Annotated in this window: 16 protein-coding genes and 1 pseudogene; 4 read left to right on the top strand and 13 right to left on the bottom strand. The window is 60.8% G+C overall.

From position 1 onward, the window contains the following. Positions 1-15: 15 nt before the first annotated feature. Complete coding sequence (locus J9870_RS11905; protein WP_210644228.1) at positions 16-768, top strand: IclR family transcriptional regulator; 753 nt, start codon at positions 16-18, stop codon at positions 766-768. A gap of 210 nt (positions 769-978) precedes the next feature. On the opposite strand, the gene J9870_RS11900 is transcribed toward J9870_RS11905, so the two are convergent. The 5 genes from J9870_RS11900 to J9870_RS11880 all read right to left on the bottom strand — a co-directional run bounded on the left by J9870_RS11900 (position 979) and on the right by J9870_RS11880 (position 8,417). Further along, the gene (locus J9870_RS11900; protein ID WP_210644226.1) at positions 979-2,253 is read right to left on the bottom strand and encodes a serine protease; all 1,275 of its coding nucleotides are present in this window, start codon (positions 2,251-2,253) and stop codon (positions 979-981) included. 431 nt (positions 2,254-2,684) lie between these two features. After that, positions 2,685-4,010, bottom strand: coding sequence for a hypothetical protein (locus J9870_RS11895; RefSeq protein WP_210644224.1), 1,326 nt, complete (start codon positions 4,008-4,010; stop codon positions 2,685-2,687). An 82-nt stretch (positions 4,011-4,092) separates the two neighbouring features. Continuing rightward, positions 4,093-5,442: an aminotransferase class III-fold pyridoxal phosphate-dependent enzyme gene (locus J9870_RS11890; protein WP_210644222.1), complete on the bottom strand. Its 1,350-nt coding sequence runs from the start codon at positions 5,440-5,442 to the stop codon at positions 4,093-4,095. 11 nt (positions 5,443-5,453) lie between these two features. Next, a complete protein-coding gene (locus J9870_RS11885) occupies positions 5,454-6,875 on the bottom strand; it encodes an aldehyde dehydrogenase family protein (protein ID WP_210644221.1) in 1,422 nt (473 codons plus the stop codon). A gap of 93 nt (positions 6,876-6,968) precedes the next feature. Continuing rightward, entirely contained in the window at positions 6,969-8,417 is a 1,449-nt protein-coding gene (locus tag J9870_RS11880; protein ID WP_210644219.1) for an APC family permease, read from the bottom strand. 371 nt (positions 8,418-8,788) lie between these two features. Here J9870_RS11880 and J9870_RS11875 point away from each other — a divergent pair, with 371 nt between their 5' ends. Next, positions 8,789-10,840 (top strand): methyl-accepting chemotaxis protein, encoded by a 2,052-nt coding sequence (locus tag J9870_RS11875; RefSeq protein ID WP_210644217.1) that lies wholly within the window; start codon positions 8,789-8,791, stop codon positions 10,838-10,840. A gap of 65 nt (positions 10,841-10,905) precedes the next feature. On the opposite strand, the gene J9870_RS11870 is transcribed toward J9870_RS11875, so the two are convergent. From J9870_RS11870 to J9870_RS11850, 5 genes are all read right to left on the bottom strand, one after another. Further along, a complete protein-coding gene (locus J9870_RS11870; protein ID WP_210644215.1) occupies positions 10,906-12,174 on the bottom strand; it encodes an MFS transporter in 1,269 nt (422 codons plus the stop codon). Between the two features lie 125 nt (positions 12,175-12,299). Next, the gene (locus J9870_RS11865; protein ID WP_210644213.1) at positions 12,300-13,148 is read right to left on the bottom strand and encodes an ureidoglycolate lyase; all 849 of its coding nucleotides are present in this window, start codon (positions 13,146-13,148) and stop codon (positions 12,300-12,302) included. A 36-nt stretch (positions 13,149-13,184) separates the two neighbouring features. Next, entirely contained in the window at positions 13,185-13,925 is a 741-nt protein-coding gene (locus J9870_RS11860; RefSeq protein ID WP_210644211.1) for an SDR family oxidoreductase, read from the bottom strand. After that, positions 13,922-15,304: an MFS transporter gene (locus J9870_RS11855; RefSeq protein WP_210644210.1), complete on the bottom strand. Its 1,383-nt coding sequence runs from the start codon at positions 15,302-15,304 to the stop codon at positions 13,922-13,924. The genes J9870_RS11860 and J9870_RS11855 overlap by 4 nt, the downstream gene beginning before the upstream one ends. Positions 15,305-15,632: 328 nt before the next feature. Further along, positions 15,633-16,571, bottom strand: a complete 939-nt coding sequence (locus J9870_RS11850) for a LysR family transcriptional regulator (protein WP_210644208.1) — start codon at positions 16,569-16,571, stop codon at positions 15,633-15,635. Between the two features lie 114 nt (positions 16,572-16,685). Between J9870_RS11850 and J9870_RS11845 the strand changes: the two are divergent. Together J9870_RS11845 and J9870_RS11840 are read left to right on the top strand one after the other, a co-directional pair. Beyond that, positions 16,686-17,866 (top strand): annotated as a pseudogene (locus J9870_RS11845) (fumarylacetoacetate hydrolase family protein). 41 nt (positions 17,867-17,907) lie between these two features. Further along, positions 17,908-19,692: an IlvD/Edd family dehydratase gene (locus J9870_RS11840; RefSeq protein ID WP_210644206.1), complete on the top strand. Its 1,785-nt coding sequence runs from the start codon at positions 17,908-17,910 to the stop codon at positions 19,690-19,692. 110 nt (positions 19,693-19,802) lie between these two features. Here the strand turns inward: J9870_RS11840 and pqqA are convergent, their stop codons facing one another. The 3 genes from pqqA to J9870_RS11825 form a co-directional block, all read right to left on the bottom strand. After that, positions 19,803-19,874 (bottom strand): pyrroloquinoline quinone precursor peptide PqqA, encoded by a 72-nt coding sequence (gene pqqA / locus J9870_RS11835; RefSeq protein ID WP_210645223.1) that lies wholly within the window; start codon positions 19,872-19,874, stop codon positions 19,803-19,805. A 76-nt stretch (positions 19,875-19,950) separates the two neighbouring features. Beyond that, positions 19,951-20,841 carry a transporter gene (locus J9870_RS11830; protein ID WP_246883106.1) on the bottom strand — a complete coding sequence of 297 codons (891 nt, stop codon included), beginning with the start codon at positions 20,839-20,841 and terminating at the stop codon, positions 19,951-19,953. Between the two features lie 86 nt (positions 20,842-20,927). Continuing rightward, positions 20,928-23,045 (bottom strand): PQQ-dependent dehydrogenase, methanol/ethanol family, encoded by a 2,118-nt coding sequence (locus tag J9870_RS11825; protein WP_210644204.1) that lies wholly within the window; start codon positions 23,043-23,045, stop codon positions 20,928-20,930. Positions 23,046-23,158: the final 113 nt, after the last annotated feature.

The raw sequence follows: 23,158 nt of genomic DNA, 5'->3' as shown, positions 1-23,158 counted from the left end.
CCCTTTAGGAGCGAAATGAGCAGTCTGAGCAAAATGCTGAGTGTGCTGGACCTCTTCGGCCCGGCAACGCTGAAGATCGACCCCGATACCATCGCCGAGCGCATGGGCCTGTCACGGGCGACCGTGTACCGCTATGTCAAGGACTTGTGTGATGCCGGCCTGCTGGTGCGGGTGGATGCCGGCAGCTATGGCCTGGGGCCGCGCATCATCGAACTCGACTGGATGATGCGCCAGTACGATCCGATCCTCGTGGCGGGCCGCGAGTTGATGCACGAACTGTCCGAAGCCACTGGCCTGGCAGTGTTCGCTAGCGTTTTCTATGACGGGCACATCATCAACACCTACATCGCCGAACCCAACGACACCTACCAGTTCGCATTCGGGCGCGGCCAGCCGCTGCCGTTTTTTCGCGGTGCACAATCCAAGGTACTGATCGCCTTTCAAAAGGGACGGCGCCTGCAACGCCTGTTCGAAGAGCACATGGCCAACGACCCGGACAATGCCTACGACTGGGCAAGCTTTTCCAAGGCAGCGAAAAAGATCCGCAAGGATGGTTATTGCCTGACCCACGACGAACTCAACCTGGGGCTCACCGGTATTGCGGCGCCGATCGTCAACCCAGAGCTCGACGAGGTGGTGGGCAGCCTTTCGGCGGTCGGCAGCACCCACAACTTCAAGCTGCTGCGCCAGGAAACCGTGATTGAGATGGTGATGGACACCACCCGGCGAATCGCTGAACGAATGCACAATCCGCCCGCTGCCGGCTAGAAACCCGAGGCTGCTCACTCAAGAGAAACGCTAACACCGTGGCAAGGGGATTTATCCCCGCTGGGTTGCGCAGCCCCCAAAATGCGCTCACATCTTGCCCATAATCAAGATGAACGTCGTCGCCTTGCCGGTGGAGGTCACGGTGACCTCCACCAAACTATGTTTGTTGCCAGTCGTCTGGTTCAGACACTGTGTCACCACTGTTGGCCATCACTGTCGCTCTCTTGCGACACCCACCTTCAAAAAGAACGTGGCCGTCCTATCGCTAGACATGGCAGTGACCTGCAATACACCCGTTCTGGAACCGGCCACCAGCGTCGGCGACGTTGCATCACCCTCGGCGTTCGTCTGCACGATCGGAGTCTGATCGTCCCCGTCGAACCGCGTCCCTGTCCCACCATCATCAGCAACCGCGAAGGTGACATCCGCGCCCACAACAGCCGCGTCCAGCGGGTCTTTCGCCCGCGCGGTCAATGGATTCGGGAACCGGCTGCCCACCGGAGCTACCTGAAGGTTCCCCGCCTGCACCTGTAGCGACTGAACCTCGCCTGGGCCCCGCGACATCACGTTCAAGGAGATGTTGTTTCCTCCGCGGGCTTGCCCTGTATCGGACAGTAACCGTACCCGGCCGTCGGTGATTTGGCCGTCGGGGGCGGTGTCATCCACGCGGAGCGTCACCGACTGTGCCGTGGTCCAGTCTGCTGCGCTTGGCAGGGTGCATGACGCGGCATTACCGGCCTCGGCAATCCACTTGGTGGTTCCACTCTGGCAGGACACGTCGGTGACCGTGGTATGTGTGGGGGGCTGGTAATACAGCTGTTCACCGGCCGCCCCTTCCACCGGAGCCTGCCCGTCCACCTGCGTCACTCGTACCGGCACCTGTACTGCAACTGCACCAGGCTTGGCCACCGGCACCGTCGGCTGTTCCACTGGGGTACTGCCCTCGGGCAACCTGCCATCGAAATACCGCGCGATACGGGGCCAAATGCTACTCATCTGCGCGCCAGCGTTATATCCTGAACTGAAGCCAAAATTCAGGGCAATTACCGTATTGGTCCCCGCGTCGATCACTGGCGATCCGGAAGAACCCGACTCAGTATCGCAATTGTATTTTGCGAAATCGCTGAGGTCGTTGTTTTGCACTTCAGTCACCCAGCAGGGACGCCCGTCATCGTGAAGGCGCGAGATCCGCTTCGGCCCAGCCTTGGGATGCCCCACAACGTAAACCGGGTCGCCAACCTTCGAGATACGCGTATCCAAGCCCAGATAGCCGAAGGAATCCAGAGCGCCGCTGTCGACCACATCCTGATCCAAAGCAAGTAGCGCAAAATCCTCCCATGCATGGGAGGCCACGACTCGCTCGACCGGTACCCGAATAGCAGGCCGCATGGCATCCGAGTCACAGCTGGACTCCTCGTAATCGAACGCCACGACCATCCGAGTCAGATCCGGGTTCTCACCGACAACATGCAGGTTGGTGAGCACAAGGTTTCCGGGGCCTACCCGCCACGCAGTCCCATAGCTGCGCCCTGTATAGATCCTGCCCACCGCGCGCGAGCGCTGGTACTTTGCCGGATCCGACGCCTGTACGCACCGAGCCTTCTCGAGCTGACTCTCCCCGATGATTTGACCCGGTGTAATCGGGGTGGGAGGCAGTGGCTGCATGCTAGCGACCGCCGCCCCAGCACCCAATACCAACCCAACAGAGGCCAGCATCAATCCACATACAGCCGAGCGCATGGCCAGCGACACGGGCGTTTTTTCCGGTTGGGTCGGCATGCGGGTACTCCAATCGCGTAAGGGACGATGGAGCGATTTATGAGGCGAAACGTACTCGCTGCCTACTGTCAGAGCTGACAGGTTTGAGCAGGTTGCAGACGGATGGTCGAGGCTGGCCAGAGAACCAGCCCCCCGCTTCAGAACGGAACGGCCATCGTCACCTGGCTGTACACGTTGGTGCCATTGCCCGTCACTTGATTCCCCCCCGTCGTTGCATCCCGATCCGGCTTGTAGAGGCCTATCAGCGGGGTGATGATCAAATGCTCGTTGACAGCCCACTCGGCATACACATCCAGCTCACGGGCATCCAGGTTCAGGGCGTTGTCTTTACGCACGGTATTGTAATCGAAGTACAACGCACCAAGGGTCAGGTTTTCCAATGGCGTGGCCTTCAAGCCCACATGGTGGATCCCCGTATTGCTGTTGAATGGCCCGGCGTAGTTGCCCGCGACTTCACCCTGGAACCAGGTGCCATAACCCGTGCTCTGCCCGGTGAACAGCGAGTCCCACTTCTGGGAATAGCGGGTGTAGCGGTACGTCAGCTTGGGCGCCCAGGCGATATCGGCAAAGGTGTAGCCGGCCTCGGTGTACCAGGCGTTCTGTGGGCCGGCGTCCTTGTCCTGCCAGGCGTATTCGAATGCCAGGCTGGCATTCTCGATACCCGCATCGCCTTCACCGCGAATGCTGTAGACGTCCATGCCCTCGCGCTGCTTCTGGAAATCGCTGGCCCACCGCTCATTCACGTCGAGGCCATGCACCCACGTCAGGCCCAACGTACCGGCCTTGGCGGTGTAATCCAGCGTCCCGGCGGCGAGTTCGGTTTCGGCCTGGGCGCGGTTGTCGGACTTGAGCCACGCCACGCTGCCATGCAGGCCGTCCTGCCCACCCAGACGCAGTACGGCGGTTTGATCGAACGCGTGTCGAGCCGCCAGGTAATAGGCGCCTCCACGATTCAAGCGGCCATCGGCCGGCCCTTTGCCCAGGTTCGGCCCGTCATCGTTGATCAAGAATCCCCGGCCCAGCTTGACCACCTGGCGGCCACCGGAGATGTCGACACCGTCCTGCCCCAGCACAGGGAACAGATCGGCGGAGCGCCAACCCAGGTAAGCGTCTTCGATCTTGGTGGTACGCTCGGACCCAAGGGAATTACCGGCCGGATCGCCATCGCCCCAAGTGGCGGAACTGATCAGGTTGAACGCACCATAGGCAGTGCCATGGCCGACCAGGCCCTGGTCGCCGCTGACACCATACTTGATGAAACCTTCGCGCCAGGTTGAACCGCCGGGCGTGCCGTCGTAGTTCTTGCGGCTGTTGAAATGGCCGAACACCGCCAGCATGTCGGTGTTGAAGTGAGTATCTTCGTCGGCATACAACTCATAGGCCTGAACCTGACTCGTGGCACAAAGCGCCAGCGTACAGGCAAGGCCACTGCCGAAAAAATCCATACGCGATAGAGACCGCATGGCTGGAGCTCCTTGTGGTGCACTTTTGAAGGCTGTCTTTATATTCAGGAGCCGGCGCAGGACACTGCGCCGGCTAAACAGGCTAGCGGCAATCGGCGAGTGCGCTGTCCAACGCGCCGACCATCAGGGCGGCCTCGTCGCTGGTGAGGGTCAGTGGTGGCGACATCACGATTTTGTTGCCGATCGGGCGCACCAATACACCGGCCCGGCGCGCTTGCTCGGCGATGCGCGAGGCCAGGCCGTTGGCCGGGTCAAGCGGCTCGCGCGTGACCTTGTCCGCCACCAGGTCCACGGCGATCATCAAGCCCTTGCCGCGTACCTCGCCCACCACCGCATAGCGCTCGGTCAGCGGCTGCAGTTGCTCCAGCAACTGGGCTCCGACTGTCCCCGCGTTACCCGGCAGATCCTCGGCCTCGACAATGTCCAGCACCGCCAGGGCCGCCGCACAAGCGGTCGGATGCCCGCTGTAGGTGTAGCCGTGCATGATCACACTGCTGAAGCCCGGGCCATTTTCGATCGCATCGACGATGCGCTGGTTGAAGACGGTGGCGCCCATCGGGATATACCCGGCAGTAATGCCCTTGGCCAGGCACAGCACGTCTGGCGCGACACCCCAGCCACGGCTGCCCAGCATGCAACCCGTACGACCGAAGCCGGTCACGACTTCATCGGCAATCAACAGAATGCCGTGGCGATCGCACACTTCGCGCAACCTCTTCCAGTAATACTTCGGCGGCACGATCACCCCACCGGCGCCCTGCACCGGCTCGGCGATCAGGGCAGCGATGGTCTGGGCACCCAGTAGCGCGATCTGCTCTTCCAACTGGCGAATGCAGTGCGCGGTCAGCTCTTCCGGATCCCGGCAATCCCAGGGATTGCGGTACAACCAGGGCGTATCGAGCAAATGACAGCCCGCCAACAGTGGCCCGTGGTTGTAGTGGTAGACACCGTTGCCCCCCACGGAGGTACCGCCCATGTGCACGCCGTGATAACCGTTGCGCAACGACAAAAAGCGGATGCGCCCCGGCTCACCATTGGCAACCCAGTACTGGCGCGCCATTTTCAGCGCGGTCTCCACCGCATCGGAACCGCCGGAACTGAACAGCACCCGCGTCATGTTTTCTTGGGCAAACATTGAGGTCAGACGCTCAGCCAGGTCGAACACCCGGGGATGGGCGATGCCGTCGAACGTCTGGTAATAGGCCAGTTCATCCAGCTGCGCGGCGATGGCGGCCTTCACCGAAGCACGGTTATGGCCCACGTTCACGTTCCACAAACCGCCGACGCCATCGAGCATCCGATGACCTTCGATATCGGTGATGTAATTACCGTCACCCCGGGCGATGACCAACGTCTTGGCGCGCTGCGCTGGCGCCGAAGAACTCATCGGGTGCCAGAACTTCTTCTGCGCTGTCTTGTATTGCTCATACATGGTTCAAGTCCTCACTCAGTTTCACGCTTGCGTACAAACAGCAGTTGCTGGCCAGTAAATTCCAGCAACCCTTCAAGGCCGAACTCGACACCGAACCCGGACATCTTGCTGCCGCCAAATGGCGTATTCGGCTGGATTTGTGCGTGGCAGTTGACCCAGGCCACGCCGCTTTCAAGACGACTGGCCAAGGCCTGTGCCTGCTCGACATCAGCGCCCCAGACCGACCCGCCCAAGCCCATCTCGCCGGCATTGGCGCGGCGCAGGACATCCTCGACATTCTGGTAAGCAATCAGCGGCAGCACCGGCCCGAACTGTTCCTCATCCACCAGGCGCTGCCCGTCCGTCACATCGGCGACCAGGGTCGGCGGATAGAAAAAGCCCGGTCGGTCCAGGCGCGCACCACCGCATAGAACGCGAGCCCCTTGGGCCCGGGCGTCAGCCACCAGCGCCTCCACCAGCTCCAGCTGTTCAAGGTTCTGCACCGGACCGAAAGTGACTTCGGGCTCCAAACCGTCGCCCACGACCTGACGCGCAGCAATGCGCGTCAGTGCCTGGGCAAAGGCTTCATATTGGGATTGGTGAATGTACAAGCGCTTGAGGGCGGCGCAGGTCTGCCCCATGTTCAGGAAGGCCGCCTGGAAAATGTCTTCGACCACCGCCTCGATCGGCGTGCCTGGCAGCACGATGGCGGCATCATTGCCACCCAGCTCCAGCGTCAAGCGCTTGAGATTGCCAGCGGCGCCACGCATCACGCTTTGGCCCGTGGCGGTCGAGCCAGTGAAGACAATCTTCTGAATGCCGGTGTGTGCAGTGATCGCACGGCCAAAACCTTGCTCGCCGGTCACGACATTGATCACGCCCCGGGGAACATGACGGGCGATGATTTCCACCAGGCGCAAGGTACTCAAGGGGGTCAGGCTCGACGGTTTGCTGATCACGCAGTTACCGGCACGCAGCGCGGGCATGATGTGCCAGACGGCGATCATGAACGGCCAATTCCAGGGCGTGATCGAGGCCACGACGCCCAAAGGTTTGCGATGCAACTCGATGCGTTGGGTGGGGGTGTCCTCCACCAGTTCCACGGGAATCTGTTGCTCGGCGGCATAACGCGTCCACGCCGCCGCGCCCATGACCTCGAAGACAGCCAGCGCCAATGGCTTGCCCTGTTCCAGGACGATGAGCCGGGCCAACGCCTGGGCATGCTGCTCGATATCCGCAGCGATGTTCAGCAGGCGCCCGCGACGATCCTCGTGAGTGCTGTGTCGCCACTCGCCAAAGGCTGCCTGCGCCGCCGCGACGGCAAGGTCCAACTGAGCCAGAGAGCCGGCGGGGCATTGAGCGAATGCGCTACCGTTCGCCGGGTTGAGCACATCAAAGTGGCCGTTTTCACCCCTGACCTGAACCCCATTGATGAGCATTTGATAATCGTGCATAAGAGCCTCCCTTTCGCGCGCTGACGGGCCGTCCCGAACAGCGTGGATCGGTATTTTCGTGAGAGTTGAACAGTGCCGCGTGATGCCCTGGGGCTAGAGCTTGTGGCTGCCCAGGGCCATGAATCGCTCGGGCGAGACCTTGCGCAGCCGGGCGGCGAGTAACAGGCCGCCGATCAGTGCCGCGGGAATGACGGCGCAAAGGGCATACGACAAGAGTTTGCTGGCGCCGGTCAGCACATCGAAATGCATCACAGCAAGTATCAGGACTGCCACCAACGCCAGGCAGGAGAAGCCGGGCAAGACTTGGCCGCGCAGAACGCCAAGCTTGAGTTCCGGGTGGGCGCGAAAGTAGACAAACACCGCAGCCGAGGTCAGCGCCATGAGCAGAATCACGCACAGCGTGGCCAGGTTGGAGAACCAGGCGAACAGTTGCAGGATCGGATCGGCATCCAACGCGGCGAAAATCAGTACAACCACGGCAGCGATCAGACTTTGCAGCGCCGAACCCATGTGCGGGCTCTGGTGGACGCGGTGGGTAGTGCCCAGTTGGCGGGGCAACAGACCGTCACGCCCGATGGCATAGAAGTAACGTGCGGCGGCATTGTGAAACGCCAACAGCCCGGCGTAGATACTGACCATGAACAGCACCCGGATGATCTGGGTCAGTTGCGGGCCGACAAAATGATCGGACATGCCATAAATGAACGTGGTGGGATCCTGCAGGGCTTGCAGCATCGGAACGATCTTGTCTGCCCCCACACCCACCACCATCGACCAGACCGACAAGGCGTAGAAACCACCGATCAACAATACCGAGCTGTAGGTTGCAATCGGAATGGTACGGTGCGGATTCTTGGCTTCCTCACCGTAAATGGTGGTGGCCTCAAAGCCGATAAAAGCGGCGAAACAGAACAGCAAGCCGATAGAAGGCGTCCCACTGAACACATGGCTGCGGTCGAAGGAATCGAGATTGATGCCACTGTCGCCACCGGTTCTGAGAATGGCGAAATCCAGTACCAGGATGGCCAGGTACTCGGCAATCACCATCACCGACAGCACCCGGGCAGACAGGTCGATCTTGCGATAACCGAGAATCGCCACGCTCGCCATCGCCAGGAGCGAATAACACCACCATGGCAACTCCACGCCGAAGACGCTGGCCATGGTGCCGCTGACGACGCCGCCGAACATGCCGTACAGGCCAACCTGGAGAATGTTGTAGGCAAACATCGCCAACACCCCCGCCGCACCACCGGCCAGGCCACCCAGGCCACGGGCGGTGAACGCGTAGAAACCGCCGGCGTTGGTCAGGTGCCGGGACATGGCGGTGTACCCCACCGAGAACGCCAGTAGCACCAGTAGCGCCAGGATCAGCAAGGCCGGCGTGCCAGCGCCATTACCCAGCATGATGCCAATGGGAAAGCCCCCGGCGATGACACTCAGTGGACTCGCCGCCGAAATCACAAAGAAAATAATGAAGCCAACGCCCAGGGCGCCTCGCTTCAACTCCGTAGAGTTGCTGATCGGGAAAGACACACTCATTTATCTTGACCTTATTGTATGAGGCAGTCGCTGTAGGATCGGGCCGCGGCCAGCTTCACCGCGTTCCAGACGCTTATTGTTTTGGTTGCACGCTGGATTCGATCCTATGCCTTGGCCAAAACCCTTCGCTATCCCAAATCGGCAGCATCCCCGACGACGCCCCAAAGTGGACCACCGCCATGTCAGGCAACACGACCGTTGTTGCCGATTCGGGCTAACTGGCCGGCTCTTCCTCGCGCAAGATAGCCTTGCCCGCCCTTCAACCCCGGTGCCGGTCGCAGAACAATAAAAATCAAATGGGTCGCGCCCTTCCAACACCTGCACAGGTCTTGGCCCGCGCGGCCTGGAGCCCCAGGCGCAGGAATCTCGACATGCTTTTCACTCGCCTCACTATCCAATGGCGCATCACTCTCTTGAGTGGGCTGTCCCTGCTGGCCGTCGTCGGCGCGTTGACTGGCGCGACCCTGTACCAGAATCAACAGGGTGCCAAGCTGTTGAAATTGCAGAGCAGCCAGTTGCTTGGGCAATCGGCCCTGGAAGGTCTACAGGCCCAGGCCTTCGCTCACGGTCAGCGGGTGGAACGGTTTTTCAGCGAAACCGCCCTGTATGGGGAAGGGTTTGCCCAACAGGTCCTGCAACTGCGCGCCCAGGCCCAGAACGGGCGGTTGACCGCCGAGCAATTGCGTCAGGACCTGATCAGCGTGACCCGCCAAACACTGCTCAGTCGCGAGAAGATCCTCGGCCTGTACGTCGTACTGCTGCCCGACGCGCTGGCCGGTAAGGATTCGGTGTTTGCTGGACAACGTGACCTGGCCAGTAACGAACAAGGTCGTTTTTCCCTGTATTGGTCGCAAAGCCAGCCTGGAGACCTGGTTCAGCAAGTGCTCAGCGAAGCACAGATCTTCGCCAATGAGGCGCCGGCGGGTAGCGAACCGGCAAACGCCTGGTACGTCTGCCCACAGACTCAGGAGCGCACCTGCGTGACAGAGCCTTACGCGGTTGAGGTCGAAGGCCAGAAAACCCTGATGAGCAGCATTTCGGTGCCGCTGATGGATAAAGGCAAAGCCATCGGCGTCGTAGGCATGGACATCAGCCTCGATACCCTGCAGAAACTCGCCGCCAGCCTTGCCGCGGACCTGTATCCCGGCCACAGCGAAATCAACATTCTTTCCCCGTCCGGCCAAATAGCCGGCCACAGCGGCAGCGTATCGGGCAGCTCCATCGACGTGCGGCAAGCGGTGCAAACCGTCACGCAAAATGCTCCTTGGCAGTTGCAGATACGCGTACCCGAAGCGCTGGTTCAGGCACCGGCCCTGCAAATGCAGGCCCGGTTGGATGACAAGAGTCGCCAAGCGAATTGGTTCAACCTCAGCCTGGGATTGTTGGCCAGCGGCCTGGGATTATTGCTGATCTGGCTGACCGCCTACGGGGTGACCCGACCGCTGCTCAGTGTGGCTCATATGCTCGATGCCATTGTCGAGGGCGACGGTGACCTCACCCAGCGACTGCCCAATGATCGCCGCGATGAACTGGGCCAACTGGCCAGTGGGTTCAATCGCTTTCTCGACAAATTGCAGCCCATCATCCGAGATATCCAGCAGGCTTCCCTGGATACACGGGACACCGCCGACACCTCTGCGCGGGTGGCCCGGGAGGTCAGTGCGGGCATGCACAAGCAGTATCAGGAAGTCGAACTGGCCGCCACCGCACTGCATGAAATGAGTACCAGCGCCCAGCAAGTCGCCCGCCACTCTCACCAAGCGGCAGACGCTGCCACTGTCGCCGAAAATGCCAGCCGATCAGGCCGGGAATTGTTCGCCAACGCCGTCAATAGCATCGATACCCTCGACCGGCGCCTGGAAACGACACTCGGACAGGTGAAGGTGTTGGCGGAAAATAGCCAACAAATCAACCAGGTCCTGGACGTCATCTGCGCCATCGCCCAGCAGACCAACCTGCTGGCCTTGAATGCCGCCATCGAAGCAGCCAGGGCGGGTGAACAGGGTCGTGGCTTCGCGGTGGTGGCTGACGAAGTTCGACACTTGGCCAGCAACACCCAGAACTCGGTCGAGCAGATACGCACGGTGATCGAAGCGTTGCAACAGCTGAGCCAGGACGTGGTGCACAGCACCCAACTGAGCCGCGAACTGGCCCGGGGCAGCGTCGTTCAAGTCGAAAAAACCCAAGGGGCGCTGCAACACATCACCGACGCCGTGGAGTTGATCGAACAAATGAACCAGCAGATCGCCAGCGCCTCCCTGGAGCAAAGTTCAGTCGTGGAAGACATCAGCCGTCGCGTCAGTGACATTCGAAGCATCAGCGAAACATTGACCGGCCAGATGCAGGAAGCATCCCAGACCAGCCATTCGCTGCATGCCATGGCCAACCATCAGCAGCACCTGGTGGGGCATTTCCGTATCTAAGGACTGACGGATGCCGTCATGCGAGCGCGCACGGCGGCTAACGACTGAAACCCGATGCGAGACACTCAGGCGCTTTCCCAGTCAGACGCGGGAACGGAACCGGACTGGGAAGCACGACTTGGCCTGAAGGTCTCCGGCAAGGCCAGCAGCAGCCCAAATGCCAATGCCGCAATCGCCGCCAGCGTCAGGAACGCAGCGCTGTAGCCGGCCCCTTGCACCACGAAGCCAGCCAGGCTGTTGCTCAGCGCGGCACCCAGGCCGAACACCGTCGACAGCACACCGAGGCTGACGTTGAAACGCCCGGTGCCCTGGGTTAGGTCCTTGACCACCAAAGGGAACAGCGCGCCAAACAGCCCGGCGCCGACGCCGTCCAGCAGTTGCACCGCCACCAGCCAGTAAGGATCGTCCGAGAGTACATACAGCACGCCGCGAATCGGCAGGATCAGGAAACCGGCCAGCAGTAGCGGCTTGCGACCCCAGTCATCGGCCTTGGTGCCGACCAGCCAGGCCATGGGCACCATCACCAGTTGCGCCGCGACGATACACGCCGAGGTCAGCGGCGTGGCCAGGTGCGCATTGGCCAGGGCGAGCTTCTGACTGACCAGGGTGAGCATCGCCGCATTCGCCAGGTGAAACAGCCCGCAGCACAGGGCGAACAACAAGAGCGTGCGGTTATCCAGCAACACCCGCAGTGCCGAGGGCACCGGGCCCTGGAGCGACTGGCCGGCCACCAGGCCGCGCGCCACGTCATGGTCGATGGCCTTGGCGGACACGCAACTGACCGCCACGACGCTGGCCAGTGCCATCGCCGCCATCAGGTAGAACACCGCGATCGGGCCGAACAGCCAGGCGAACCCACCGGCCAGCAACGCTGCACAGGCGTTGCCCGCATGGTTGAACGTCTCGTTGCGGCCAGTGCGCCGGGTGAAGGCCCGCGGGCCGGTAATACCCAGGGAAATCGCGGCAATGGCTGGGGCGAACACCGAGGCCGCCACGGCGCTGAGCGCCTGGGTCAATGCCACCAGGCCGAACGAAGAGGTGAATGGCAGCACCAGGCAACCCAGCGTCACCAGCAATGCCGCAGCGGCCACCACGGCGCGCTTGCTGCGCACCCGGTCGATCAATGCGCCGGCGGGCGCCTGGGCAATGAGCCCGACGATAGCCGCCACAGTCATTACCACGCCAATGCTGGCCGGGTCCCAACGATGCACCGCCAACAAATAGATCGCCAGGTAAGGACCCAGCCCGTCGCGCACATCGGCGAGGAAGAAATTCACACCATCCAGGGAAAGGTCGTTACGACGGTTTTGATCCACATCGGCCTCGGCGAGCACACAGTCCCAAAATAATGGACATCCATGATGCCAGAGAGCGCATCAGAAATTGAGGGTGCTCCCCAACAACGAGACAGCTTGCCTCGCTGCCGGGTTCCTTCCCGCCAATGCCGAAGAAGGTTGGATCAGTCCGCTTGCACCGTGACCTGACGTTGTTCACCCAACCCTGCGATCCCCAAGCGCAGGGTCTGGCCCGGACGCAGGAAAACCGGCTGAGGCTTGATGCCCAAGCCCACACCGGGTGGCGTGCCGGTCGAAATCACATCGCCCGGTTGCAGGCTCATGCAGCGGCTCAGGTAGGCAATCAGTTGCGGCACGCTGAAGATCAGCGTCCGGGTATTGCCGTTCTGATAGCGGTGTCCGTCGACCTCCAGCCAGAGATCCAGGTCATGGGGATCAGCGATTTCGTCCCGGGTCACCAGCCATGGGCCAAGGGGGCCAAAGGTGTCGAAGCCTTTGCCCTTGTCCCAGGTGCCACCGCGCTCCAGTTGCCACTCGCGCTCCGACACGTCGTTAATGACGCAGTAGCCAGCGACATGTTCCATGGCGTTCGCTTCATCGATGTAGCGCCCGCCTTTACCGATGACCACACCCAGCTCGACTTCCCAGTCGGTCTTGAGTGAGCCGCGCGGGATCTGGATGTCGTCGTTCGGGCCGCAGATGGCGCTGGTCCACTTGTTGAAGATGATCGGCTCTTTCGGCACCTCCATATTCGACTCGGTCGCATGGTCGGCGTAGTTCAGGCCGATGCAGATAAATTTGCCGACCTGTCCGACACAGGCACCAATCCGGGGTTGCCCGGCAACGACCGGCAGGCTGCGCGGGTCGAGGGCGGCGAGCGCTGCCAGGCTGTCCGGACTCAGGACCTGCCCGGCGATATCCGGTACGTGGCCCGACAGATCACGGATCTGATGATCGGCATCCAACAGGCCGGGCTTCTCCGAACCTTTTTCGCCGTAACGCAACAGTTTCATGGAGTGCTCCTGTTCAAATTCAAAGTGGGCACGGGTTCAGATACTCATGCCGCCGTCGATGACATGCACGCCACCGGTGGTGTAGCTCGATGCATCGCTGCCCAGATACAAGGCCAACTGGGCGATTTCTTCGGTACTGCCGATACGGCCCATGGGCTGGCGTTCAAGGAATTGCCGGTAGACCTGTACCTCATCCACGCCTTGTTGCGCGGCCTGAACGGCGATGCGCTGACGCAGTGACGGAGAGTCCACGGTACCCGGGCATATCGCGTTACAACGGATGCCCTGAGTGACAAAGTCGATGGCAACGGCCTTCGTCAGGCCCACCACGGCCGCTTTGCTGGCCGCATAGGCAAAACGGTTCGGCACACCTTTGAGGCTGGAGGCCACCGACGACATGTTGATGATAGAACCGCCACCCCGCGCCAGCATGCCCGGCAAGAATGCGCGGATCGTCCGGTACATGGCCGTGACATTGAGGTCCAGCGAACGCGCCCAGGCGACTTCGTCGCATTCGAGGATGTTGCCGCTGTGCACGTAACCGGCGCAGTTGAACAACACGTCCAGCCCACCAATGCGTTCGCAGGCGGCGCTGATGGCAGTGGCCGACGTGACATCCAGGGTGATGGCGGTAATCCCTTCGATGCCCGCCAGGGCGTGGATATCGATGTCACTGGCAAACACCTCGGCACCGGCCCCGGCGAAGGCCACGGCGCTGGCCAGACCAATGCCCTGCCCCGCAGCGGTGACCAGCACCCGTTTGTTCTGCAGGTTCATGCGACCTCCAGGTTTGCCGGGGTGACCACGTTTTTCGCTGTCCTGCCGAGCATCGATGCGGGAATGGCCAGGATCAGCCCGCCACTGACCAACAGACACAGGGCCAGCACATAGGTGCCGTTGTTGATATTGCCGGTAAGGTTTTCCGCCACGGCGGTGATCATCGAACCGGTGAAACCCGACAGGTTGCCGATGGCATTGATCATGCCGATGCCGGCCGCGGCAGCGACACCCGAGAGCACGGTCCCGGGCAAGGTCCAGAAAATCGGCATCAGGCTGAGGATCCCCGAGGCGGAGACACTGAGAAAGAGCACGGACAACACCAGGTTATCGGCGAAGAAGGCACTGAGGATCAGGCCGGCGCCACCGATGAAGGCGGGAATGGCCGCGTGCAGGCGTCGCTCACCGGTGCGATTGGAATGTCGTGCATTGAGCAGCATCGCCACGATCGCCACCGAGTATGGGATGGCGGTCAGCAAGCCGATGTGCAAACTGTTGGTGATACCCGTGCTCTTGATGATCGAGGGCATCCAGAACGCCAGGCCGTAGAAGCCAGTGTTGAAGGTCAGCAGAATCAGCACCAGCAACCACACCCGCGGGTTGAAAAACACTTCGCTCAAGCGTGTGGCCTTGCCCTGGTTATCGGTGTGCAGATTGGCCTTGAGCATGGCTTTTTCCGCAACGCTCAGCCATTTGGCTTTGTCGATGTTGTCGGCCAGGCAGACGATCACCACGAACGCCATGATGATGGACGGGACGCCCTCGATGAGCAGCATCCATTGCCAGCCGGACAGGCCATGCACCCCTTGCATGCTGTTCATCAGCCAACCGGAAAGTATGCCGCCCAGGGTCAGGCTGACCGGCAAGGCCAGCAGGAAACCAGACATCACCCGGCTTTGCCGATGGGTGGGGAACCAGTAATTGAGGTACAGGATCACACCGGGGAAAAAACCGGCTTCACAGATGCCCAACAGAAAGCGCAGCACGTAGAACATGCTGCTCGATTCGATGTGGAAAAACCCCGCCAGCGGCACGGTGTAGGCGACGGCCATGGAGACCAGCGCCCAGGTCAGCATGATCCGGGCAATCCAGAACCGCGCGCCAAAGCGATGCAGCAACAGGTTGCTGGGGACTTCGAAAAGGAAATAGCCCCAGAAAAACATACTGGCGCCCAAGGCATACACAGTGTTGCTGAATTGCAGCTCGTTGAGCATGTCGAGCTTGGCGAAACCGATGTTCACCCGGTCGAGGTAGGCCGCCATGTAGCACAAGAGCAGGACTGGCAGGATCCGCCAGATGACCTTGCGGTAGGTCCGGTCTTCAAAATCGAGCCCGCCAGCTTGCGCCTGGGCGGGCAACTGCTCGGAGATGGTTTGCATGAGGTAACCCCTGATTGTTTTTATTGGGTCACGTCGAATGAGCGAATCATCCGGCGATTGAACGAGGACTCTACTGTCGGGGATCGATTCTTTCCCAATGGCATTTTTGGATTAGTCGATAACGTACTGTTATCGAAGCCGGGGTTTGGCAAGGGGAGCTACTGCGCAGCCCAGCGGGAGCAAGCTCTCTCGCCACAGGTTCGGCGCAGGCTGATCCTGCGCCATCGCGAGCAAGCTCGCTCCCACCGTTGTTTCGTGTTGACTGAAATATCCGCGACACGCCCGCCCCCTTGTGGGAGCGCGCTTGCTCGCGATAGCGGCGGCACATTCAACGGCTCAGACGGGCGTTGTCCTTGAGGATCTCGGCGAACTCCAGTGCCGCGCCCACCAGCGGCTCATCCTTCCGCGTGAGGATGCCGTAGTCCTGTGGCACCAGGTGCAAGGGGGTGTCGAGGGTCTTGAGCTGGCCGCTTTCGAGCAGCGGATCGACCATGGCATTGGGCAGCATGCCGATCATGGGCCCGCGTTGCAGCACCTGGAGGAAGGTCTGCATGGAAATGGTGTCGATGGTGTTGCGCGGCATCCCCACCCCGGCTTCGGCAAAGGCCAGTTCCATGCGAGCGCGGATCGGCGTGCCGACCGGGTAGAGAATCCACGGCAGGTCCACCAGTTGCTGCAGGGCCGTCGGCCCGGCGTTCGCCAGCGGATGCTGGCTGTTGACCACGATGCAGAACGGTTCCGGGGCCAGCGCCTGGAAGTCATAGCGCTGTTGCTGGCTTTGGTCGGTAAAGCGTGCCACCGCCAGATCGAGCTTCTTCTCTTCGAGCATCTCCATCAGGTGATTACTGGTCTGCTCGACGACTTCAATGGACAGCAACGGCCAGCGTTGCTTGATCTGCAGGATCGCCTCGGGCAAGGCCACCGCCGTGGCGGCAAAGATCCCGCCGACCTTGAGGTAGCCATGGCCTCCTTCGCGCAGGCTGCTGATTTGCTCGACGAACGAACGTGCGTCGTTCAAGGCGATCTGCGCGTAACGCAGCACATGTTCACCCAATGCGGTGGGTGGCATGCTCCGGGGTCGACGTTCGAACAGAGCGAAGCCGAGCAGGCTTTCGATTTCCTTGAGCATCTTGCTCACGGCCGGCTGGCTGAGGTTCATCTGCTCGGCCGCCAAATGCATGTTGCAGGTACGCCCCAAGGTATCGATCAGCAGCAGATGGCGGAATTTGAGCCAGCCACAGAAACTGGAGAAAGACAGGTCGGACATGGGCAATCCTCGATGAGGCAATAACCGGACGTTATCGGATACTGAATATATCTCATTGGAGTTCATCAGCAGCGCACCCTAGCTTGAAAGCTTTACGAACCAGGAAGACTGCCCATGTCGCTGATGCTTACTCCCGAGAACACCCTGCCCGTCGATGGCGTGGCCGGTACCCTGATTGGTCGTGCCTGGGTGCCTGGCCGGATCGCCGGGCCTTCGCCCATCGTGTTGCGCAGCGACGGTGTGTTCGATCTGTCGGATCGCTTTGCGACCTTGAGTGACTTGCTGGAAACCGAATCGCCCCTGGTCGCCGTGCGGCAGACACCGGGCACCTTCATCGCCAGCGTCCAAGCCCTGCTGGCCAACACCGGCCTCGATGCCGACCCGTCCAAACCGTCGCTGTTGCCCCCCTGGATCTGCAAGTGATCAAGGCCGCCGGCGTGACCTTCGCCGCCAGCATGATCGAGCGGGTGATCGAGGAACAGGCCGGCGGTGACGCGGCAAGAGCTGAAGCGGTACGTGCCACCGTGCACAGCGTGATCGGCGACAATTTGCGCTCGATCGTGCCGGGCTCCGAGCAGGCCATGCGCCTGAAAGCCTGGCTCATCGAACAAGGCATGTGGTCACAGTACCTGGAAGTCGGCATCGGCCCGGACGCGGAAATCTTCACCAAGGCACCGGTCCTGGCCGCCGTTGGCAGCGGCAGCCGCATTGGCATTCATCCTGGCTCCCAATGGAACAATCCGGAACCGGAAGTGGTGCTGGCGGTGAACAGCCGCGGCCAGATCCACGGTGCCACCTTGGGCAACGACGTCAATCTGCGGGATTTCGAAGGCCGCAGCGCGCTGCTGCTGAGCAAGGCCAAGGACAACAATGCGTCCTGCGCCGTCGGGCCATTCATTCGCCTGTTTGACGAAGGCTTCAGCCTCGACGATGTGCGAGCTTGCGTAGTCGATCTGGAAGTCCAAGGCGAGGACGGTTACCGGCTGCACGGTTCGAGCTCCATGAGCCAGATCAGCCGTGACCCGCAGGACCTGGCAGGCCAGACACTCAATGCCAATCACCAATATCCGGATGGGTTCCTGTTGTTTCTGGGTACTCTGTTCGCCCCCACCGCAGACCGTGATCATGCCGGCAGCGGTTTCACCCACAAACTGGGTGACCGGGTCAGTATCAGCAGCCCGTTGCTCGGCAGCCTGCATAACCAGGTGACCCACAGCTCTGCCGCCGCGCCCTGGACCTTTGGCGTCGGCGCCTTGCTGCGCAACCTGGCCGCCCGAGGACTGCTCACCCGCTGAACCGTTTGCCGATTCGCCTAATTACAAGAGAGAAATGAATCATGACTGACACGCCAAAACGCCGCCTGCGCAGCGAGCAATGGTTCAACGACCCTGCCCATGCGGACATGACTGCCCTGTATGTCGAACGCTACATGAACTACGGGATGACCCGCGAGGAGCTGCAATCGGGACGCCCGATCATCGGCATCGCCCAGATCGGCAGCGACCTGACGCCCTGCAACCGTCATCACCTGGAACTGGCGCAACGGGTCAAGGCCGGTATCCGTGATGCCGGCGGCATTCCCATGGAATTCCCGGTGCATCCGATCGCCGAGCAATCGCGCCGGCCCACCGCGGCACTGGACCGTAACCTGGCCTACCTGGGGCTGGTGGAGATTCTGCACGGTTATCCATTGGACGGCGTGGTACTGACCACCGGTTGCGACAAAACCACCCCGGCCTGCCTGATGGCGGCGGCCACCACCGATCTGCCGGCGATTGTCCTGTCCGGCGGGCCGATGCTCGACGGCCACCACAAGGGCGAGCTGATCGGCTCCGGCACCGTGCTCTGGCATGCGCGCAACCTGATGGCCGCCGGGGAAATCGATTACGAAGGCTTCATGGAAATGACCACCGCCGCATCGCCGTCGGTGGGCCACTGCAACACCATGGGCACCGCCTTGTCGATGAACGCCCTGGCCGAAGCCCTGGGCATGTCGCTGCCCGGTTGCGCGAGCATTCCAGCGCCCTATCGCGAACGCGGGCAAATGGCCTATGCCACCGGCAAGCGCATCTGCGAACTGGTGCTGCAAGACGTCCGCCCATCACAGATCATGACCCGCGAAGCCTTCGAGAACGCCATCGCCGTCGCCTCGGCACTGGGCGCCTCAAGCAATTGCCCGCCGCACCTGATCGCCATTGCCCGGCACATGGGCGTCGAGCTGAGCCTGGATGACTGGCAACGGATCGGCGAGGACGTGCCGCTGCTGGTCAATTGCATGCCGGCGGGCAAATACCTGGGTGAAGGTTTCCATCGGGCCGGCGGCGTGCCCGCGGTCATGCATGAACTGCAAAAGGCCGGACGCCTGCATGAAGACTGCGCCACAGTCAGCGGCAAGACCATCGGCGAAATCGTGCGCAGCAGCCTGACCAGCAACGCCGATGTAATCTACCCCTTCGACACCCCGCTCAAACACCGTGCCGGGTTCATCGTGCTCAGCGGCAATTTCTTCGACAGCGCGATCATGAAGATGTCGGTGGTGGGCGAAGCATTCCGCAAGACCTACCTGTCCGAGCCCGGCGCCGAGAATAGCTTCGAAGCCCGCGCCATCGTGTTCGAAGGACCGGAGGACTACCACGCCCGGATCGACGATCCGGCGCTGGACATCGACGAGCGCTGCATCCTGGTGATCCGCGGCGTTGGCACCGTGGGCTACCCTGGCAGCGCCGAAGTGGTGAACATGGCCCCTCCGGCCGCACTGATCAAACAAGGCATCGACTCCCTGCCCTGCCTCGGCGACGGTCGCCAGAGCGGCACATCGGCAAGCCCATCGATCCTCAACATGTCCCCGGAAGCAGCCGTGGGTGGCGGCCTGGCACTGTTGAAAACCAACGACCGGCTGAAAGTCGACCTGAACACGCGAACCGTGAACCTGCTGATCGACGAGGCCGAGATGAGCCGGCGCCGCCTCGAATGGACGCCGAACATCCCGCCCTCGCAGACGCCTTGGCAGGAGCTGTATCGACAATTGGTGGGACAGCTGTCCACCGGGGGCTGCCTGGAGCCGGCCACGTTGCATCTGCGAGTGATCGCCCGCAGTGGTGAGCCGCGTCATTCCCACTGACGTGGGCAAGCGTGCTCACTGGCCCGCCACCGTGCCGTTGGCAGGTGGGCCAGGTGGCTATCCGACGTCTACCGTCGGATAGCCTGGACCTGGACTCTGTCCAAAAGCTTTCAGCGGTTGGCAAAGTACATGGTCACTTCGAAACCAATGTGCATATCGATATAGGTTGGTTTAGTCCACATATTGAGTTCCTCTGTAGGGTTTAATAGGTCTGGCTCTTTGAAAGGTTCGTCACCCTGGCCTGTTTCCGCTGACAACTCAGTAGAAATAGGCCAGTCGAAACTGCAGCGAATTATCGATTTTCACCCCCTCACGCACCGTCACATCGCGCATCACCTGCCCCATCAGTTGCAGTCGCTTGTTGACCATGGTCGCCACCGTGAAACCTGCCGTGCCGTTGTCATGGCTGGTGGCCAGGGTGGTGCCGTCGAGCGTTTCCTTCGCCCCCCAATTGTGCCGATACGAAATCGCGGCGTAAGTCTCTGGGGTGAAGTTGTAACGCAAATGGTTGTGTAACTGAATCAGCGGATCTTTTTTCGAATCGGAGCTGCGCTGGTCACTGTAGAACTCGGTTTCGGCGATCACATCCCAGGTAATCCTATCTGTCAGTCCCTTGATGTAGCCCACCTGGAAATCCACCGCCCAACGATTGTTGCTCAAGGCAAAACCTTCATCCTTGTCACTGCCGGTAGGCGCGGTAAAAAATACCGACCATCCCAGATGCTCATTACGTTCCAGGTCGGCTATGGTCCATAGCGTACCGCCGAAGGTAATGTCTCCCAGGCCAGAGGTTTTGCTGTCACTCAACCCCACTTCCTGGTAGCCGAAAGGGATCACGATTTGCGGATCCCAGGTGTATCCGGTGCCGAAAAAATCCGTGAAATGGATCAGCCTCAGTACCCCCACATTCATCCTCAAATCAAGGTCATCGGCCACTTTATGGCCGCCCGAATAAACTTCGTCACCCCGCGGATTCTGTTGGTACAGCACGACCACATCGGTGCCCTTGGGTAACGCGGTATAGTCGCCCGGGTCAGGCTTTACATCGGCCAGTGCCGCTGACGACAGTGCGGCGACGGTGGCTAGGGAAGCCACTTTGCACAAGCCGGACATAGCGAAGCCAGCGACGGGAATCGGGGAATTGGACATGGCTTGGACCTCATTATTTTTATTGTTGGCAGCAGCTTCCGGACGGCTCGCGTGCGAGCCGTCAACCGGACGTCGTTAAATGTCGATCAGGGTTGGGCGGAGTCTTTGAGCTCGGCCTGTAAATCGTGGGTACGCTTGACCAGGTACTGACGGATGAGCTCCATATCGTCAGGCTTGAGGATGTCGGCAAAGCTCGGCATGCCACCGCTCATTCGAGCACCGCTGAGAAACGCCGGGAAAGCCGCATGCTTGTCCATGGTCAAATAACGCAGGTCTGGAACTTCGCCTCCGCCGATGGCGTTGAGTCCGTGGCAGCCGGCACACAAGCCATTGAACATGGAACGTGCCTGGACCAGTTGCTCCGGACTGGCCTTGAGCTGCAGTTCGGTCTGCGGCAGTGGCGGCGCTGTCCTGGCCGGTGGCAGCTCAACCTTAGCCCCGAGTTTGAAAGCGATGACCCGCGACTCTGCCAGTACCTTGCCCTTGTTGGTCAAAGGCGCGGTCAAACGCGGGATGATCCCACCCCAACCTACGGAGAAAGCCACGTATTGTTCCCCGTTGACGGTGTAAGTGACCGGCCCGGCCATCACCCCGGAGTTAGCCCTGTGCTCCCAAAGTTTCTTGCCTTTGTCGGCGCTATAGGCAACCACTCGCCCATCAGCAGTCCCTTGGAAAACCAGGTTTCCGGCGGTACTCAGCGTGCCGCCATTTCCCGCGCTGATATACGCTTGCTTCCACGCTGCTTTCTGCTTGACCGGATCCCAGGCGATCAATTCGCCGGACCACGCATCGCGGATCGGTTTCAGCTGTTTTGGGTCTTCAGGCAGGTCGGGCACATCCAGGCCAAAGTTGACCACCGACTTGTTTGGGAAGAACTGCGGCCGCTCAGCAGCCTTGAGCTCAGCCAGGGTCAACTGCGCCGGGATATAGACGTAACCAGTTTTGGGATTGAACGACATGGGATGCCAGTTATGTCCGCCCAGAAAGCTCGGTTGTACGACCTTGGGGCCCGTCGAATAATCGGCCTTGCCGGTGTAAATCGGTCGACCGCTCTGTAGATCGATACCACTGGCCCAGTTGACCGGAACAAAATTCTTGGCCGAGAGAAGCTTGCCATTGGTACGGTCGAGTACGTAAAAGAAGCCATTCTTCGGTGCTTGCATCAGCACCTTGCGCAGCGTTCCATCGATTTCAAGGTCGGCCAGGATCATATGCTGGGTGGCTGTGAAGTCCCATTGATCCTTGGGTGTGACCTGGTAATGCCAGACATACTCGCCGCTGTCTGGCCGCAGCGCGACAATCGAGGAGACGAAGAGGTTGTCACCCTCGCCGTCTGTGCGAAATTTATAGTTCCAGGGCGAGCCATTGCCAGTGCCGATGTACAGCAAATCCAACTCCGGATCGTAGGCCATGGAATCCCAAACGGTGCCACCACCGCCCCACTTGACCCAACCGTCGCCTTTCCAGCTTTTGAGGGCCATCGCCATGGCAGGGTTCTCAGGAGGCAGTTTCGGATCGCCCGGCACAGTGTAGAAGCGCCAGTCTTGCTGGCCCGTTTCGGCATCGTAAGCGGTGACATAACCACGCACGCCAAACTCGGCACCGCCGTTACCGATCAGGACCTTGCCTTTGACAATGCGCGGCGCGCCGGTAATCGAGTAACTCTTGCTACGATCAATAATGGTGTCGACGCTCCAGACCGGCTGGCCCGTGGCCGCATCCAATGCAATCAGACGACCGTCAAAACTTGCGACATAGACTTTCCCATTCCAAACGGCAACGCCTCGGTTGACCGGCCCGCAGCAACCCTGGCTGAGGTTTTCAGGGGGAACTTTCGGGTCGTACTTCCATAGACGCTTACCGGTCGCGGCATCAATCGCATAGACAATGCTGAATGCCCCCGTGGTGTACATCACCCCATCAACCACGATCGGGGTGGCTTCGGTACCCAGATCGATGTCCAGCTTCTGCGTCCAGGCCATGCCCAGCTGCTTCACATTCCTGTCATTGATCGTGGTCAGTGGACTGAAACGTTGTTCGTCATAGGTACGTCCGTGTGACATCCAGTTGCCAGGTTCATTGTTTGCCTGAACGATACGCACGCCATCGACACGCGCCGCCAACGGCTGTGTATCAGCAAATCCGGGCAGACTGGACACCAGCAAAGGCAGCCCCAATAGCAGCGGCAAGGGCAACGTTCTCATGATCAGGATGCTCCAATCTCATACTTATTGTTGTTATTGGCAGTCCACCACACGCACCATCAGCAGCGGTTTGGAATTTGAACTGGCTGGAGTTGATTAGAGCGGGCGCCCGC

This window comes from Pseudomonas sp. Tri1 (assembly GCF_017968885.1).
Taxonomy (GTDB): Bacteria; Pseudomonadota; Gammaproteobacteria; order Pseudomonadales; family Pseudomonadaceae; genus Aquipseudomonas.
Note: the sequence above shows the minus strand (reverse complement) of the source record. Positions and strands in the feature narration are given on the sequence as shown.

Coding starts and splice junctions, on each gene's coding strand:
- J9870_RS11895 (WP_210644224.1), bottom strand. CDS start 4,010: ATGCGGTCTCTATCGCGTATGGATTTTTTCGGCAGTGGCCTTGCCTGT.
- J9870_RS11880 (WP_210644219.1), bottom strand. CDS start 8,417: ATGAGTGTGTCTTTCCCGATCAGCAACTCTACGGAGTTGAAGCGAGGC.
- J9870_RS11860 (WP_210644211.1), bottom strand. CDS start 13,925: ATGAACCTGCAGAACAAACGGGTGCTGGTCACCGCTGCGGGGCAGGGC.
- J9870_RS11855 (WP_210644210.1), bottom strand. CDS start 15,304: ATGCAAACCATCTCCGAGCAGTTGCCCGCCCAGGCGCAAGCTGGCGGG.
- J9870_RS11825 (WP_210644204.1), bottom strand. CDS start 23,045: ATGAGAACGTTGCCCTTGCCGCTGCTATTGGGGCTGCCTTTGCTGGTG.
- J9870_RS11905 (WP_210644228.1), top strand. CDS start 16: ATGAGCAGTCTGAGCAAAATGCTGAGTGTGCTGGACCTCTTCGGCCCG.
- J9870_RS11850 (WP_210644208.1), bottom strand. CDS start 16,571: ATGTCCGACCTGTCTTTCTCCAGTTTCTGTGGCTGGCTCAAATTCCGC.
- J9870_RS11875 (WP_210644217.1), top strand. CDS start 8,789: ATGCTTTTCACTCGCCTCACTATCCAATGGCGCATCACTCTCTTGAGT.
- J9870_RS11885 (WP_210644221.1), bottom strand. CDS start 6,875: ATGCACGATTATCAAATGCTCATCAATGGGGTTCAGGTCAGGGGTGAA.
- J9870_RS11865 (WP_210644213.1), bottom strand. CDS start 13,148: ATGAAACTGTTGCGTTACGGCGAAAAAGGTTCGGAGAAGCCCGGCCTG.
- J9870_RS11840 (WP_210644206.1), top strand. CDS start 17,908: ATGACTGACACGCCAAAACGCCGCCTGCGCAGCGAGCAATGGTTCAAC.
- J9870_RS11830 (WP_246883106.1), bottom strand. CDS start 20,841: ATGTCCAATTCCCCGATTCCCGTCGCTGGCTTCGCTATGTCCGGCTTG.
- J9870_RS11890 (WP_210644222.1), bottom strand. CDS start 5,442: ATGTATGAGCAATACAAGACAGCGCAGAAGAAGTTCTGGCACCCGATG.